This is a genomic window from Flavobacteriaceae bacterium (assembly GCA_014075215.1).
In the GTDB taxonomy this organism is placed as follows: Bacteria; Bacteroidota; Bacteroidia; order Flavobacteriales; family Flavobacteriaceae; genus Polaribacter.
The window spans coordinates 3,314,395-3,330,940 of the sequence record CP046177.1 but is presented as its reverse complement, the minus strand read 5'-3'; the positions used below and the strand labels follow the sequence as shown (position 1 = coordinate 3,330,940).

Here is a 16,546-nt window from a genome sequence, read left to right as displayed (position 1 = left end):
TGTATTTTTTTTTGGCCAAAAAAAAGTGCTGCACAGAGGGGCGTAGCGAACACCTTATAACCGCCCTTAATTGGTTTTTTAGCAAGCGAGGACGAAGGACGAGCGAAGCTTTATTGTATGGGATGAAAGTTATTTACAACTTCGTGTAAAGATTCTAAATCATCCTGTAGATACCGTTCTGTAGAAGATATATAACGATGTCCTGCCATGACTTGCACTTGTCTTAGATTGTATTGTTTTAACCAATGGGTAATCACAGAAGCTCGTATTTGATTTGAACTATTTACTTTGTTGTTTGTCTTCTTTAACTTCTTTAAAATGTGATAGATTGTATTTCCTAATCGTTTGTTGTTTGGTATAAAAACTCTTTCGCTAACAATGTGTTTTTTATCAATGATTTCTTCTCGGACTTCTTTTATATATTCTAAAAATTGGATGACTTGCCACGATTTTAATTCTAAAGTTCTGCTGTTACTTTTTGCGCCACTTTTTATATAAATCTTTCCTTTGTAAAGTTGTAAATCTTCGATTTCTAAATGTATAAGTTCTGTTGTGTTTAATCCTTGATAAACCATCAATCCAACAATCATTTTATTTCTTTTTGCTGTTAATCTGTGGTAAGGATCGGTGATGTTTTCTGTTTGATATGAATAATACAAATCTTCTAATTCGTCGGCTTCTAATAAATTGTGATTCACTACTTTTTTAACTCCTTTGATTGTGGTTGTTTCTATAGGATTGTCTGTTCTATAACATTCACTTACTAAATAATTCAAGTAATTTTTTACAATGCCTAAGGCATGATTTACAGTTCTTTTATTGGTGTATTTTCTTTGTAAATGTTTTAGATATTTCATGCAGTTTTCATACTCAATAACTTCTGCAGATGTATCATTTTTCTTGCACCAAGTGATAAATTTATCAATCTGATTTGAGTAGCTTTTAATGGTTGTTGTACTGTAATTTTCTTTCTCTAAATATTCTTTATACTGTTTCATCTTTTATCATTTTTAATAAATGAACATAAATCTGTGTGGATTCTAAAGAACTGTGGCCTAAAAAGGTTTTGATGCTTTCTAGTTTTACTTCTTGTTGTAATAAATGGGTTGCAATGCTATGTCTTAATGTGTGAAGTGTAATTCTTTTTTCTACAATCTCTTTGTTATTACTTGCTTGTACAATCTTCTGTAACCGGTTCGCTAAACTCATTCCGCCCATTCTTTTGCCTTGCTTACTGACAAATAAGCTTTCGGTGTTCTTTGGGTTAAATAAATCTCTGGATTCATACATATAGTCTTCCAGTATTTCTGCATTCTTTCGATTGATGGGTACAAAACGTTCTTTATAATTCTTTCCTTTTCTTATTAGTATTCTTTCTTTATCAAAAAAAATATCGCTAATATCTAAATGAACAGCTTCATTTCGACGTAATCCACAACTGTAAAATATCACAAGAATTACTTTATCTCTTAACCGATAATGGTCGTACTGGTGGCTATACTTAGTAGCATTGAATAATGCCTTGATTTCTGATTGCGTTAATATATTTGTCTTTTCTTCTGTGGGGTTTCTCTCTGATTTTAGATGTATATTAATTCCTTTATGATTGTGATTTTGTAGATATTCTCTAAACTTCTTTAAGGCTTGTTGGTGTTTGTTTAGATAGCTTTTACTCAATCCTCCGCTTCTTCTTTCATTAACTCTTTGCTGTAAATAATTGTAATAATCTTTTACAGTTTGGGTTGTGATGTAACTAATATTTCTAATATGATTTTGTTCTAGGTAATAGAAAAATTCTTGTAGATGATTTGGCAAGTAATAGACTGTACTTTCTGCATAGCCTAAGATATCTAACCACTCTTTATAATTGGTAACAAATATTTTATAACTCTCATTGTATAGCTTTAATTTTTTCATGTGCTTGACCTTTTTTGAAGTTTGGTTGCGAAGTAGATATAACAAATTGTGTATGTAATACTTAACTTCGCCATTCTGTTGTGGCGAACCTATGGCGTAGTGGCGAGGTTTATCTGTTCGATACAGTTATTTAGTGACTTTGTTACCAGGTCTTTGAGTTCACTATATTCTTTCATGTCAACAATTTCAAAATGATATAACTGTCCTTTTTCACCTTGTACTTTCTTGATGTAATTCTCTAAGAGTAATTGTTTATGATAACGTCTTAATGTGGTTTCTTTTACTCGTAAGTTTCTACGGATTTCGGAACTTGTAAACTTGATTTGATTCTTCTCTTTAAGATACAATTTCAACTTCTCTAAATGATTTCTAACTGCTCCTGTAAGTGTATCTGATTTTCTAAGTAAAACATCAATAATTAATTCATTGGCTTCTTTGATATCTTCGATTTCTGTCTCGATATAAACTTCTCCAGTTTCCTTATTTACTTTTTGTTCTCTTTGATACTGATGATAAAATGTGATGGCATTTATAAATTGCAAATAGTGACTGTTTGTACGTCGAGGTTTAAACACTGACAATGGAAGAGATAAGTGTTCTGCATAGGGATTAATTACTTTGATGGGTTTTAATATTCTTTGTACGTTTTGTAAAACTTCTCTAGCTTTTATTTGTTCTGTCTCATCTATTTTTCCTGCAATAACCAGTCGTTGATAATCCATGATACGTTTGTCTTGTTCTGAGCTTTCATCTATATAGAGTAAAAAACTACGATTGGCATTGTCTTCATAAATACTTTCTTGTGTGGTAGCTCCTGCAATACAAACAGGTCCTTGTACTTCTAAGGGAATGGTTTTACTTACTCCGTTTTTATCTTTATGGACTACTCTTTTTTTTATCCACTTTTTACTGGCAAATTCTCGAATGGTGTATAATACTTTTTGTACGCCGTCTAAATCTTCTATCAAAATAATTCTATGAGAGAGTTCTGTTTTTGCAAAGTAGTATAAGGCATTGGCAGAGAGTGTAGTGACTTCGAGTATATCTTCTTGTGGTATGAGTTCTCCAACTTTAGATTGCAAATGTGTTTTTCCAACTCCGCTACTTCCCAAACTTATACAATGAAGTGGATTGTTTGTTTTACGAGAAGTAAATAATAAGTACATCAGAAGTCTATTTGTTTCTTCTCCAATCACGCCGCTTGTTCCAATGTACTTATTAGTTCTCTCTAGCAAATTCTCCCTTTCTAAAAAGGCAATGGCTTCTTTTTCTTCACTAGCAGTTAATTCTTTTATAAATGGTTTGTTTGATTCTGTTTCTTTTTGTAGTAGTAAAAAACGATAGTTCTCTAGCTCGTGCGTAAGTTCTTGTAAAACTTTGCGGACGACACTCGTCCCAATCTCTAAACGTTCTGCTATTCTTCTGACAAACTTTTCTACTTGGTTATCGTTGTATAAATCAATACTATGTCTTAGAATGCTATGGGCTGAGCTTGTCGAAGCGTTATTTGATTTCAGCTTTTGAACCGATAACGTTACTCGTAAACTTTCTAATTTATTAGTTCTTAATCCGCCTAGAATATGAATTTCTAAATGATTTGTCTTGTACTGATAATTATTTGGGTTTTCTGTATCTAAAATGTTCATATTTGGATACTCTTTTAAATTGTTTATAAATCTAAGGTATCCATAAATGAATAATAAATCAATATCCATATCTGGATACCACACTAAAACCCCTTATTTTTATACAGAAATACACACAAACTTTTTTTAAATTTCTTTTTTATGAACTCAAATCTTACTGATTTTATCCAAAATCTAAAGCATTATAGAACTCAAAAACAGCTCACTCAAAAGCAATTGGCTACTCATTTAAGGATAGGGCTAGGTAATATTGCACGTTATGAAAGAGGAGAAGTAGTACCAAAGCTTGATGTAGCGATTGCATTGGCTCAAAAATTAGAGGTAAGCCTAGACATTCTTTGCGGACTTTACAAGCAAAATGATACCGAACTCAATGAGCTTTTACAAAAAGCACAGAACTTACCCACAGAGGATAGAACCCTGCTAAAAGCCATTATTAAAAAGTTTGTATAAAAGAAAACCACAAACATTTTTACAATGTCTGTAGTTTTGTATAATTATTTCTTACTCTTACCCGCCACTAGAAAAATTCTAGCGGTAGCCAGTACGTGACATACTAGCACCATCCTGGGGTCTCGTAGGTAGCACTGAACTCCCTTATAAGGGACAGCTTATTGTAGAAACATCTCGTAGATAGCACTGTAACTTTTTTAAAGTAAGTATAGGTTTCATAGATTTTCTTTTTCATAATTTTTTTTAGCTTTTAAAAAACCACACCTATTGCTAAGTGTGGCTTCTAATTATTTAATAGTACTTAATTTTTGTAAGCACCCTTTTGGGACATCACCCATTTCCGCGCCATCGAATTATTCCGGCTCTACTAACTCTATTTCTTTAAAAAAACCATCGTATTGTTCAAAAGAAAAACGCTTTATATCTTCCACCTTTCCTTCTTTATTAAAAGATATTTTACAAACATTTATATCTAATCCTCCTATTAAAGCAGTTTCATGTCCTTTTTGTAGGCTTTTAATTTTCTTTATATTCCATTCTTTTAGTAACTTTTTTGCCCCTTTACTTATGTAAACTTCATTTGAAAATTGATATAATTTTTTATTATCATCAACATAACTAACACCAGTAGTTTTATTCCAAATAGAAGTATAAGTTTCTCCTGTTTCTAAGTCATATCCCTCAAGAATATATAAAGTATCATCTAAAGAAATGAAATCTAATTTGCCTTCTTTGGCTAATTTCTTACGAAAAGAATATGCCAATTTCTCACTCTTTTTTACTTCTTCATTTTTATGAAACTCAATATTTTCTGTATAAATATTTTTTAAAATACTTTCTGTTTGTTTTTGAGCAGTGCATGAAAAAAATATTAATAGAAAAGTTAATAATATATTTGATGTTTTCATTTTAATTTGATTTAAATGTTCCTCTGTTTATTTGTGTCGCTTGCACTTTCTTTGGCTTTACTGTCATAACTTTTGAAACCAAGTTTTTGAGCATTTTATTAATAACGGTTCCTGAAATTTTGGTTTTAGAACTTTTAGTGGGAGAATAATACGCTCTCAAAGGTAAACCATTCTCTCCTCTTATTAAGTTCTCCATATAACTAGCATATACTTCTTTAAATGTTTTGACTTTTGTTTTCCCTCCAGATTTGTAGCTAAACCAAAAAGTATTGTCTTGTGTCCCACTCCAAGCATCTTTTACATGAGCCATTTCATGTGCTAAGCCAATAAAAGTAGGTCTTGATGTATTTCCTTTGGCATCTAAACCTCCTTTCTTTGAATTTGGATTAAAGTTTATATAACCTCCCTTTGATCCAGCAGCGTTTCCTCCTTTAGTATTTCTAAATTTAACACCTCTCTTTTTATCATCTGCTAAAAATGAAACAAGATCTTTCCCTGCATCCCCTCCTGATTCAATATCAATAAGAGCTTTATTAACCGAAGCTACAAAAGCGTTCTTTCCTTTATAGGTTTTCCCCTTATTTTTACCTCCATGATAAACAAACGTATTAGTCTTATTATCATATCTTAATTCTTGTCTTCTTTTCTTTTTTCCACTTCCAATAGTTAAGAAAATAGAAATATACTCTCCGTTCTTATCTATAAAGTATGTGGGCGTATTATTAGCATATTGATAAGGCGATAAACTTTCAAACTTTTCAGCAAACTTATCTGTTCCAAAAAACCTTCCCAAAGTTGCATCATAATTACGAGCCCCGTAATCGTGCCAGTTTAATCCAAGCTCATCTTGCAACTCTTTTCCGTTATAGAGTTTTTTCTGTGCGGTACTGTTTCCGTTAGAACTTACTACACTATTGTATCCCTTTTGTTTCAAGCCAAAAGGATAGTAGTTTGATTCAGAAACAATTACAGTCCTTGCCGTATTGCCTTTTACAATTTTGATATCATCAAACCACACCTTACCTACATGATTATTATCTATTCGAATACCCACCTCTCTTACATCTGCCGCCACATGAACGGTTTTTGCTACATATACCCACCGGTTTTTCTCGGTAATCTTATCCGATGTATGATGTCCGCTGGGCCAGCCTGTCTCTCCTGATTTCCTGGTGGTCAGAAAAATCTCCGCACTGTTGTTTGTTACATCCTCTACAAATACCCACCCCGATACCGTATAGTAAGTATCTTCCGGGTTGTTAACGGCTGTCCAACTATCATTATATACATAGTAATCACTAGTAGCAGCAATCGGGTCAATCCTTCCCGAATAACTTCCCGATTTCTTTTTACTGCTGTCCAGTGTAGTAAGCGCCCTACTCAAACCATTACTGCTATCCCAGTTAGCCATACTTTCAAATCCATCGGTAAACACGGTCTGTTGGCTGTTATTCGTATTTTTGGTATAACTCAGTCTCACGTTTCCTAAATGATCTTTTGCCTGGTAAATATAATCAAAACCTCCCGAATGATTGGGCGTAGCATAGCCTTCGGGTGTGGAAAAGAACTGCAAAACATCGTTTTCGTATACATAATTGCCGGCATACTGTGTGGTTATCAGGCTGTTGAGGTTTCTTACTTTTTTCTCCATTTTAGTTCCCATAGCATCGTACAGGTAATCAATAAACTTACCTGTACTAAAATATACCTGTGTCGGCAAATTCAGATGATTGTAGCTAATAGCTGTAATTCCTTTATTCTTGTCTTGTATCATATTACCATTGGTGTCATAAGCATAATCCTCATCCGTATTGATACCGTCTTTAAATCCGTAGTTTTTATTTCCGTTGTCGGTTACTTTGGTAAGTTGGTTTCCGTCATAGGTATAGCTTAGATAGTCCATAGTACCGTAGTGTCCGGCATTGGAGATGACAGGGTTGTTTACCACAGCTCCTCTTCTGAAAAGGCGTTGTATATTGCCGTTTTTATCATAACTGATACTGCCTATGTTAAACCGAGACGTCTCATTCCAGGCATAGTAGTAGGCTCCGGTAATCCGGTTGAGGTCATCATAATAATAGCTGTATTGTCGTTTGGCATTGTCCGAGGCTGTTTTCCACAATATTTGTGAGATATTGCCATTATAGAGATAAGAACCTGTGTCATTGTATTTGAGTTCCATAGAGAACAAATCGTCTGCCAGTCCTGCCGAAGGGTTGTTGATCTTTTTTAGCCAACCCCTGATATTGTAGGTATAGTCTACTTCCTGTAGCGGAGCAGCTTCCCTATCCCCTACCTTTTTTTGGATGAGCTGACCCAAATCATCGTAATGGTTCTTGACCACGAGTTCTTTCGCTGTACCGTTTACGGTTTGTTTTTGAGTGAGCAGCCGTTCTGCGTGGTCATAGGTAAATACATCTTCTACCACAATGGGCGTATTACCGGCTTTGGTATGCGTAGCTCTTGTGCTAAGGACGTTGCCTGTAAAATCTAGTTTGGTCTCCACAATGTCTGTGGTTTGCAAATAATCATTTTTGCTATACACATACACAGGTCTTGCCTTATCATCGTAATAACTGACCGTAGTAATCCAGTGGTTTGTATCCAATACTTTTATAAGACTTCCGGTGGCCAGTCCGGTAAGCCTGTCGGTAGTACTTACGCCATAGCTTGTAGCGGAAGTTGGTGCTCCTGCCCTGTTAAAGGTATAGTTGTCATAATAATTGACGGTTAAGACCTCTATATGGGTATTTGGAAAATCACTATTGCTATAATAGATTCCCAAAGCACCTTCATTGTTTTGTTTAACCTCATAGTTTTGTTCCATACTTTTATTGTCAAAAACCGTTTGCATGGCAGCTCTTGAACTACTGCTTGTTTCGCTGTAGAACCCTGTATAGATAACCCTTCCCAAGACATCGTATTTGGAAAAGAGCCATTTGTTTCGTGCTTTTAAACCGGCATCTTGCGTCAGTACGGGCCTGTTTAGTTTGTCATAGACGATATGCTCCCAACCTTTGCCGGGAATCTTTTTTTCTATCAGCCGGTTTCTGTGGTCGTATTTATATTGGTAGCAGAGTTTGTCTAACAATTACCGGACTTTTTCTGCTGTTTCCGCTTCGGTATACCCTTGCAGGTTTTGAGGCAGGCTGACTCTTGTCGTCCTGTCAAAATCCGAAATCACCAAGGTATTGACACCGTTGGAACTATATCCGCCGCCATAGGCGTATAATTTACCATCTCTTGCATAGTAGCTCACATACCTGTAGGCAAACACCCCACCCGAAGATTCCGAAACCGATGCACCGCCCAAATAGGTATGGCTACCCATAGCCGGATGAGTGTGAGGCAAATCCATAATATACCCTGTTTTAAAGGTACTGTTTGCCAGGTTTTGCAAATCAAAGTCGGCAACAAATTCAAAAGTTCCCGGTGCGGTTTGTTCTATACCAAAGGTAACGGTACCTGTTGGGTTTCCGCCACTGACAAAAGTACCGGCAGGATAACTGGTGGTTCCTGTTTGGTATACATTGGTTTTTGCTGCTGCCAATGGTGGCAATACGTATGTCAGATTACCAAAATCGTCATATACATAATACGTGTCATGAGTTTGCTGATTGTTATAAGTACGTTTTAAAATAATCCTGCTAAGCTTATCTTTAAACTCTTCGGTAGTACGGTCTTTTCCGTGACTGGAGTTCCAGTTTTCATCTTTGGTAATGGTCTTGTAGAGTTTTCCCGTAGGGTAGTAGGTATCTGCTACTACAAACAGCGGATCAGCTCCTGAAAAATCCACATCAAATTGTAGTACCTCATCGGAGGTATTGGTCTGATAGTCAAATAAGATGGTATGCCCTGCTCCCATGCTCCAGTCTTTCCCCGGAGCTGCCTGTTCCAGCACCCTGCTTAGCGGAGAGGCTTCCATTCTCTTTTTACTATAGGGGTTGGGCGTGGTTGCCGAGCTCCATTCGTCGGGATATCTGTTCTTATAAAAGGCATTCAAAACAGGGATGTTTCCTTGTACATCCGGTATCATACCGGTTTCAAAAGACAGGCTGCTGTGGGTTCTTGCATAAGGGAGATACTCTATGGTTTAGCGTCCGAACTCATCGTAAAACACCGGTACAATGATATCCTGTCTTTGTCCTCCTGCCTGCTTGGCAATATTCTGTACGGCCCGGCCCAAACCGTCATAATACACAATCGTCTCTGTTTTTTGGTCATTGACTATTGTGGCTCCATTTGTTGCATGGGTATTTCCGTCTGTAGTCTCTACTTTATAAGCGGTATTTTTAATATAATTTTCCGTGCTGGTTTGTGTCCATACTGTCATGGGGATAAACCATAAGATATAGAGTAGCTTTTTCATAATTTTTAGTTTTTGTAGTTATATTCATTTTTACTTAAAATGTTTCCATCGTGATCTTTTACATACTGGAGTCTATTAAACTCATCATATTTATAGTATACTGTTTGTCCTCTAGGATTTGTAATACTGGTAACTCCAATAAGTGGGTCGTACGTATAGGCCGTTACCATAGCTTCGGAAAATATTGCTCTTAGATTAGCTAACATACTTCTCAAAGTATTTTCAGTAGCATCGTTAACATCATTGTTTGAAGCGTTTTTTACAGTTGTAATGCTATTTAACATACTTGCAGACATTCCTACGTAACTGGCATTCTCAATTTTAGCTATAGGCTGTGTATTGTTGTAACCCCAAACATAAATAATTCTTATGCCTCCCGCTTTACTCACTTCTAAAGGGTTTCCATGGGTGTCTAGTCTGTGGTAAATAATGCGATCCTCTAAAGTGCTACTATTTTTTGAAGTTTTTATCTGTTTTGGTAATACAATATCATTATCCCAATTATGATAGATTGTTTTTTGGGTTTGACTACTAAGTAAAGTATTACCGTTTTTAACTTGAGTCTTGGTTTCAACAGGTACAAAACGGTTTTGATTAATTAATTTTTGCTCGGCTAATGTAGGACTTGGCATATCTTGTGCATATAAAGTATGTGTTTCATTGATTAAGTTAGTGCTATCTACTAAACTAACTTTTGAAGCTAATAACGGATTATTATCATACTGATAGTTAGTTGTGGTAACAACTTGATTGTTGTCAAAATAATCAATAGTAGTTTGGGATTTTAAGCGATGATGCTCATTAGTGTAACCATAATACTCAACTTCTATATTGTTTCCGGCTCCTGTTACGTCTGGCATTCTGTAGGCTTGAATTGCAAAAGCATCTCCTCTTCTATGAAGTGTATTGACAGATTCATGTTCATAAATCTCTTTCTTTATTTTATTATTGTTTTTATCGAAGTAGGTTAATGCTTTAAGGTTTCCATTCCTCCATGTAGGTTTTATTTGCTTTTTGAGTGTCTTTGGAAATGGAACTGGACCACCACCATCAATGTAAATATTACTGTGATTATAATCAATATTGAAATCAAAATCCGAGTATATATATTCTTTACGCCCATTGGTATCGTTTCTATTTACAAGTGTCTCCGTAACATGTTGATATCCAACATAACTTCCATTATTAAGTACTAATCCGGAATTTGAACTTATTAATGATGTGTGTGCGTTACCTGTACTTACATATCCAGCAGTTACAAGATTTATAGGTAGTCTGTAAGTCATGCCACTGTCCAAATGTGATGAAGGATGTGGGTCGTGGTATGTGTAATCAAAGTTTCTAAAAAGTTCTGGCTCTGTTGACATTATTCCCTCATAGGTATTTATACTGGCTATACGCAATCCTCCAAAGATCCATTGATTTGGTGTAGGGTCTTTGTAATATGTCCATTGAAGTGTTAAAAATGACGGTAGATTTGAACAAGAGGGATCGGTCAGTGGGTCACATACTGGGTTTGCAGTGGGTCACATACTGGGTTTGAGCTATTGGAAATTGCAATAACCTTATAACTCCCTCCGGGGTTTAACAATAACTCTACATCACTTTGAAGAATATTGGTATAATCGGAAGTACTTAAATCTTGAATACCAATGGTGTAAGCACAATTACTGGAATTTAAATCTGGCCCGCAATTGAGCATATCAATATCAAAAACAACTCTACCGTCGCTATCAGGATCAATCGTAAATATTTTTGAATAGGTAATGTTAGGGTCAGTATCTATAGGGGTAGCTCCGGATTGAATTACATCTTGTTGTTCAATAAGATAATCTCTATAGGTATTTGAGCTTTCTAAAAAGTAACTCACTTTATTATTTTCCCATATAAATTGGTCATAACCACCTGTTGGGTAAATCATTTTCGTTAATGTTTCCGCCTGTGTATATTGAGGATAAACCGAACGATTGGCATCACCAAAATAACTTGTTGAATAGTTCGGAGCATATCTGGCTCTGGGGATTAAACCGACATTTGACTGTCCGTTATAATAGCCAAAATAATCTATAGCTCTTGAGTAACGTTGAGGCAATTTTAATGGATTGTATTCTAAACTGTAACGGTTTAATTCAAGGTCGTTTTGATCAACTTGTAAAACTGCGTCTAGTTGAAGTCTGTGCTTGGCTTCAATATTATGATGGTCAAAAAACGGAGCTTGAGAATTATCATTAGCACAAACAGATTGAGAGTGATTTAGTTTTATACCCTTAATAAAATTGTTATTTTTATCATAAAGGTTGATTCTTTCCAAAGGATATGAGTTTGCTAAATCCATGCGCTCGGTTTGCTCCCGTATAAATGCTACTCTTCCTTGTGGAAAATGAATTTCTTTTATTTTAGGCTGGGTAAAGATTCTTTCTATATAATTAATATTATATTCTTGCGGATGGCCATTGAGAGGCAATACAAGCTCTTCATGTTGTCTGATAATTGTTTTTACATTACTTTCCAAATCATACTCAAATGTAATTTGCTCATCAGATATAGGAAACTCTATGTGATGTAACATCCAACTCTGGTTATAAGGTATGGTACCATTACCATAAAAACCGGCAGGGGTATTGATGATACCATTATATGTTAAAGACATACTTTGTACACCTTGAATCTTTTCAATATAATGCGATGAACCACCAAAATGATATCGAATGCCATCCGGTGTAGTAATAATAAAACCTGTAATTCTTTGAATAGTTGCATCCTCAATCATTTCTATAATATTATTTGAGTAGGGAATCTGAACAAAATCATTGAGATTCTGATCATAATAGAACTTACCTGAATAGCCAGGAATGGTGTAGTTAAACTCATCGGGCTCATAATCTCTTTGTTCTGACACACTTCCTAACAATTGAGCATCCCTGCTACCTTCTACACAACAATATGCCCCTTGGGTGGGTTCACGATTTGCAAAATCCTCTAGGGTATAGCTCGTATTCATATAACCCATTGGGCTATTGTCAGGTAACCAGTTAATCGTCCGTGTCACTAATCCTCCAGCTTGAAGATTCCAACCCATTCCAATCCATGAAGCTATATCTTCAACTTTAACACCACCACTACTATATGCTAAGGCAATTGGAACGGAAACCCCTTTATGATTTATGGTATAAAACGGAATTTGGATATTAGGTAAACCTGTATAAGGCGATATTTGTGTTTGCGAATATTTAATTAATTCTGATGCCTCCGGAGATGGAGGCACAATATTTGGTAACTCTTGGGCTTGATGTTTATAAACTGTAACAACGAGAATAAAAACAAATGCGTTCTTTAAAAATGATTTGTTTAGAATTATACTTGTGTTTTGTTGATTGGTAGTTCTCATATATTGATTTTTTTATAAATTAATACGACAAACGTATTTGCTTTTTTTGAAACTCAAGTACCGATGAGCGGTACTAGAGCGGTACTAAAAGTACGCCTGAGCCGTACTTTTTTTACTTTTCGCTTTTTTTCATATAGTGTAACTTTTTAGGGTTCATACTATTTTTACTTATCTAACACTAACGACAAGCTACCGTTTGAACAGCTACCTGTGGACAGCCGAAAAAAGCACACTACTCCAAAGGGTCTTCATCTTAACTCTGAAAAACTATCAGGGTCATAGTAATCTTCGTCTCTTTGTTAGAAACAAGTCAAAAGTAGACAATATAAATATACCTTGCAAGAGGAGAGCTTATTTTTACGAAATCAGCAAGGTTTTTTTAGTTTGTTTGAAAATAATGTAACAGAAATGGCAAAACCTTTTAAAAACAGGCAGCAAAAGACAGGTTTCATTGGCTTTTTTAAATAAAGAAATTGTTAAGGGTATGTTAAAAACCGGGGTTAAACCAAAGAAGACTAAAGTAAAGGATCATTTGTTGTACCAGATAAAAACAGAGCTAAAAACCGCAATTTTTTAGCAAATTGAAAAAGTTTAAATGAGTTCTTAACCTGTTTTATACCAGTTATTATTTGAAATTACTGTAAAAGCAAAAATAGCTTCCAAAGCAGAATGGTCGGAAACGCAAGACTCAATAAAGTCAATTTCTACATTTTCAAGGTCGTTTTTTACATCAAATACAAAGATACTTCCAAAAAATAAAGGCCCCCGAATTTCATAAACCTTTGCGCCGTCTGCTTTCACTCTTTTTCTGGCGCGAATACGTTTTGCATTTTCCCGGGAAAATACCAAAGTACTTACAATAACCCCGGAAATTACAGCAATTGCCAGATCAAAAATGACTGTTAGAGCAGATACTAAAATCAGTACAAATACATCAGTTCCGGGAATTTTATTCATAATTCTAAAACTGGACCAAGCAAAAGTTCCTATTAACTACCATAAACATGACATCAACCAATGCAGCAATAGGAATTTGTTCAATATCTTATTTTGTCAGGTAGTTAAAAATTAATTGGATGTTAGCATAAGAATTTTTTAGTGCCAAATCGACTTCTGATTTTGGTTTAAATTCGGCAATAGTAATACCTTCATCAAGTTGAGGCTGCGTTTTAGAATGATCGGTGTACATCAAAAACCAGTGCGTTTCTTTCAGACTCAATACGTTATCATAATAAAAGATATGATAGGTAGTGATAATGAATTCTTTTAGAATTAAATTAGCAATTCCACATTCTTCTTTTACCTCTCTTAATGCGGTTTTTTCCACAGACTCTCCTTTTTCAACCTTCCCCTTAGGAAGATCCCACTTATTTCCACGATAAATAAACAGCGTTTCTTTTTTAGAATTTTGAACCAAACCACCACCGGCAATAATCACCTTAAAATGGCTTTTAAAATCTTTCCAACACGGTTCCAAATCCATGTCGTATAAATAAATACCATTAAAAACGTTTTTGCTTAATTTGTAAATAATTTCATCCGGAACCACATTTTTGTATATCAAGAAAGGAAATTCGTTTTGATTTTGGAACGAATCAGTTAAAATAATAGGGCTGTTATTTATAAAAACTTTATACATTTGCCGGTAATGAATTTAGACAAAGATACTGCAAAAAAAACTGCTGAATTGCTTCTTAACATTAAAGCAATAAAGTTAAATCCCAACACCCCCTTTCATTGGGCTTCAGGATGGAAATCACCCATTTATTGTGATAATAGAGTAGTGCTTTCATACCCTTTTGCCAGAGTGTTTATAAAAGAAAAGATGAGTAAACTCGTTGAAAAACAATATGGGAAACCGGATGTAATTGCCGGTGTGGCTACCGGTGCTATTGCCATTGGAGTGCTTGTGGCACAAGAATCAGGCGTTCCGTTTATATATGTAAGACCGGAACCGAAAAAGCACGGAAGAAAAAATCAGATAGAAGGTCATATAGGACCCGGACAAAATGTTGTTGTTATAGAAGATCTGATAAGTACCGGCAAAAGTAGTCTAAATGCTGTAGCAGCATTAAGAGAATTTGGAGTGGTTGTAAAAGGTATGATCGCTATTTTTTCTTACGAATTTGAAATGGCCATAGAGAATTTTAAAAATGCGAATGTACCCTTAACGGTATTGAGCAGCTATTCTTATTTATTAGAGCAGGCATCGGAAACAAACTATATTACTAAGGAAGAATCAGATACATTGCAAGACTGGAGAAAAAAACCGGATATATGGAAATAATAAAAGATCATGGAAATACAAGGAAACAAAGTTAGCGTACATAAATCCGATAAAGAATTATTTGCATTTTTTACACAATTAGAAAATTTTAAACACCTTATGCCGGAGAGCATTCGGAAATTTGAAGTGTATGGAGATTCTTTTTTGTTTGCTTTGAAAGGAATGCCTGAAATAAAACTGGTTTTAAAAGAAAAGAAACCGTTTTCTACTATAACTCTGGGCGCTGCTGATGGTAAATTGACATTTACATTATCTTCTACGATTGAGAAAATCTCAGATTATCAAAGCGATGTCCAATTGATTTTTAAAGGAGATTTTAACCCTATGATGGCCATGATGGTTAAAAAGCCATTAACCAATTTTATAAATACACTGACTGAAAATATAGCTAAACTTTAGCAAAGATTACTTCTTTTATATCAAATTCTTTTAAAGAAGCATTTTCCAGTTCAATAACTAATTTTCCGTTGCTATTGACATTTCTGATGATACCCATAAAGAGATGTTGATGCTTATCTAAAAAAGCAGTAGCGGTATTAATTTTATACAAATTCCGTAAATATAGCTGTTTTAGCTCTTCCCATTTTTTATTTTCCATATAAGTGACATATTTTTTAATTTTTTTTAAAATACTCATGAAGAGTTTTTCCAAATCCGTTTCTTTTTTTAGATGATGGATCATTGAGGTAGCCATCACAGCATTTTCAAAATGTTCCTGATTTACATTTAAGCCAATTCCAATTACAGAATAGACAATACGATCTTTAGAAATGGTATTTTCAATAAGAATCCCGCAGATTTTACGATTTCCTGACAGAATGTCGTTAGGCCACTTTATTTTAAGTTTGGGTATTTTGTATTCGGATAAAACCTCAAAAACAGCTAGTGAAACAGCAAAATTTAAATAAAATTTACGAGTAACCTTCAAGGCATTTATTTTTATTAAAGTGCTGAAAGTCAAATTTTTAAAAGGTTCAGAATGCCATGAAGTATTTAATTGCCCCCGTCCTTTTGTCTGGATATTCGCAATAACAGTTGTAAAGTTCTTTTGAGTGCTCTGCTTCTCCAAATTCTTTAAAAAAGAATTAGTAGATTCAATGGCACTAAGTTTGATTATTTTCAATTTTGAAATAAAGCGTGAACAAGTCCAATATTAATAAAAATAGTCGCAAAAAAGTAATAACTTTGCTTAAATTTTAAAATTTTTAATGGTAAAAAAACAAACGAATGCAGATGATTTAATCGCTGCAATAATTAAAGGGATTGACGATATAAAAGGAGAAGACATTCAATTATTAGATTTGCGGGAAATAGAAAATACGGTCTGTGATTATTTTATAATTTGCTCGGGAAATTCAAATACCCAGGTAGGTGCCATATCCGGAAGTGTGCAAAAAATGGTAAGTAAAGAATTAAAAGACAAGCCGTGGCATATAGAAGGACAAAACAATTCCGAATGGATATTAATGGATTATGTGAATGTTGTAGTACACATTTTTCAAAAGCATATAAGGGCGTTTTATGATATAGAGAGTTTGTGGGGAGATGCAAAAATCACGGAAATAAACCCTGCTTAAA

Annotated in this window: 14 protein-coding genes and 2 pseudogenes; 4 read left to right on the top strand and 12 right to left on the bottom strand. The window is 34.7% G+C overall.

All coding sequences use genetic code 11. The features are described 5' to 3' along the window. Window positions 1-110: 110 nt before the first annotated feature. The 3 genes from GKR88_16505 to GKR88_16495 all read right to left on the bottom strand — a co-directional run bounded on the left by GKR88_16505 (window position 111) and on the right by GKR88_16495 (window position 3,563). Window positions 111-998, bottom strand: coding sequence for a tyrosine-type recombinase/integrase (locus GKR88_16505; GenBank protein QMU65720.1), 888 nt, complete (start codon window positions 996-998; stop codon window positions 111-113). Beyond that, the gene (locus GKR88_16500) at window positions 985-1,917 is read right to left on the bottom strand and encodes a tyrosine-type recombinase/integrase (GenBank protein ID QMU65719.1); all 933 of its coding nucleotides are present in this window, start codon (window positions 1,915-1,917) and stop codon (window positions 985-987) included. Before GKR88_16500 ends, GKR88_16505 begins: the two co-directional genes overlap by 14 nt. Before the next feature lie 89 nt (window positions 1,918-2,006). Continuing rightward, complete coding sequence (locus tag GKR88_16495; protein ID QMU66760.1) at window positions 2,007-3,563, bottom strand: hypothetical protein; 1,557 nt, start codon at window positions 3,561-3,563, stop codon at window positions 2,007-2,009. A gap of 141 nt (window positions 3,564-3,704) precedes the next feature. Here GKR88_16495 and GKR88_16490 point away from each other — a divergent pair, with 141 nt between their 5' ends. Beyond that, window positions 3,705-4,016: a helix-turn-helix domain-containing protein gene (locus GKR88_16490; protein QMU65718.1), complete on the top strand. Its 312-nt coding sequence runs from the start codon at window positions 3,705-3,707 to the stop codon at window positions 4,014-4,016. A 353-nt stretch (window positions 4,017-4,369) separates the two neighbouring features. On the opposite strand, the gene GKR88_16485 is transcribed toward GKR88_16490, so the two are convergent. The 8 genes and pseudogenes from GKR88_16485 to GKR88_16450 form a co-directional block, all read right to left on the bottom strand. Further along, window positions 4,370-4,924: a hypothetical protein gene (locus GKR88_16485; GenBank protein QMU65717.1), complete on the bottom strand. Its 555-nt coding sequence runs from the start codon at window positions 4,922-4,924 to the stop codon at window positions 4,370-4,372. Window positions 4,925-5,651: 727 nt separating this feature from the next. After that, window positions 5,652-7,106: pseudogene (locus GKR88_16480) on the bottom strand (hypothetical protein). A 909-nt stretch (window positions 7,107-8,015) separates the two neighbouring features. Beyond that, window positions 8,016-8,960, bottom strand: coding sequence for a hypothetical protein (locus tag GKR88_16475; protein QMU65716.1), 945 nt, complete (start codon window positions 8,958-8,960; stop codon window positions 8,016-8,018). A gap of 57 nt (window positions 8,961-9,017) precedes the next feature. Continuing rightward, the gene (locus GKR88_16470; GenBank protein QMU65715.1) at window positions 9,018-9,293 is read right to left on the bottom strand and encodes a hypothetical protein; all 276 of its coding nucleotides are present in this window, start codon (window positions 9,291-9,293) and stop codon (window positions 9,018-9,020) included. A gap of 5 nt (window positions 9,294-9,298) precedes the next feature. Next, window positions 9,299-10,660 (bottom strand): hypothetical protein, encoded by a 1,362-nt coding sequence (locus GKR88_16465; protein QMU65714.1) that lies wholly within the window; start codon window positions 10,658-10,660, stop codon window positions 9,299-9,301. A 128-nt stretch (window positions 10,661-10,788) separates the two neighbouring features. Further along, window positions 10,789-12,681 carry a hypothetical protein gene (locus GKR88_16460; GenBank protein ID QMU65713.1) on the bottom strand — a complete coding sequence of 631 codons (1,893 nt, stop codon included), beginning with the start codon at window positions 12,679-12,681 and terminating at the stop codon, window positions 10,789-10,791. 638 nt (window positions 12,682-13,319) lie between these two features. Beyond that, window positions 13,320-13,723, bottom strand: a pseudogene (locus GKR88_16455) (sodium-independent anion transporter). 3 nt (window positions 13,724-13,726) lie between these two features. Beyond that, window positions 13,727-14,320: an NUDIX domain-containing protein gene (locus tag GKR88_16450; GenBank protein QMU65712.1), complete on the bottom strand. Its 594-nt coding sequence runs from the start codon at window positions 14,318-14,320 to the stop codon at window positions 13,727-13,729. Between the two features lie 9 nt (window positions 14,321-14,329). On the opposite strand from GKR88_16450, the gene GKR88_16445 reads away from it, so the two are divergent. Further along, window positions 14,330-14,968, top strand: coding sequence for an orotate phosphoribosyltransferase (locus GKR88_16445; protein ID QMU65711.1), 639 nt, complete (start codon window positions 14,330-14,332; stop codon window positions 14,966-14,968). Window positions 14,969-14,977: 9 nt separating this feature from the next. Next, window positions 14,978-15,367, top strand: coding sequence for an SRPBCC family protein (locus tag GKR88_16440; GenBank protein ID QMU65710.1), 390 nt, complete (start codon window positions 14,978-14,980; stop codon window positions 15,365-15,367). Here GKR88_16440 and GKR88_16435 read toward each other — a convergent pair. Beyond that, window positions 15,357-16,091 (bottom strand): biotin--[acetyl-CoA-carboxylase] ligase, encoded by a 735-nt coding sequence (locus tag GKR88_16435; protein ID QMU65709.1) that lies wholly within the window; start codon window positions 16,089-16,091, stop codon window positions 15,357-15,359. The two genes, GKR88_16440 and GKR88_16435, sit on opposite strands and share 11 nt — an antisense overlap. 85 nt (window positions 16,092-16,176) lie before the next feature. On the opposite strand from GKR88_16435, the gene rsfS reads away from it, so the two are divergent. Next, entirely contained in the window at window positions 16,177-16,545 is a 369-nt protein-coding gene (gene rsfS, locus GKR88_16430) for a ribosome silencing factor (GenBank protein ID QMU65708.1), read from the top strand. Window position 16,546 lies beyond the last annotated feature (1 nt).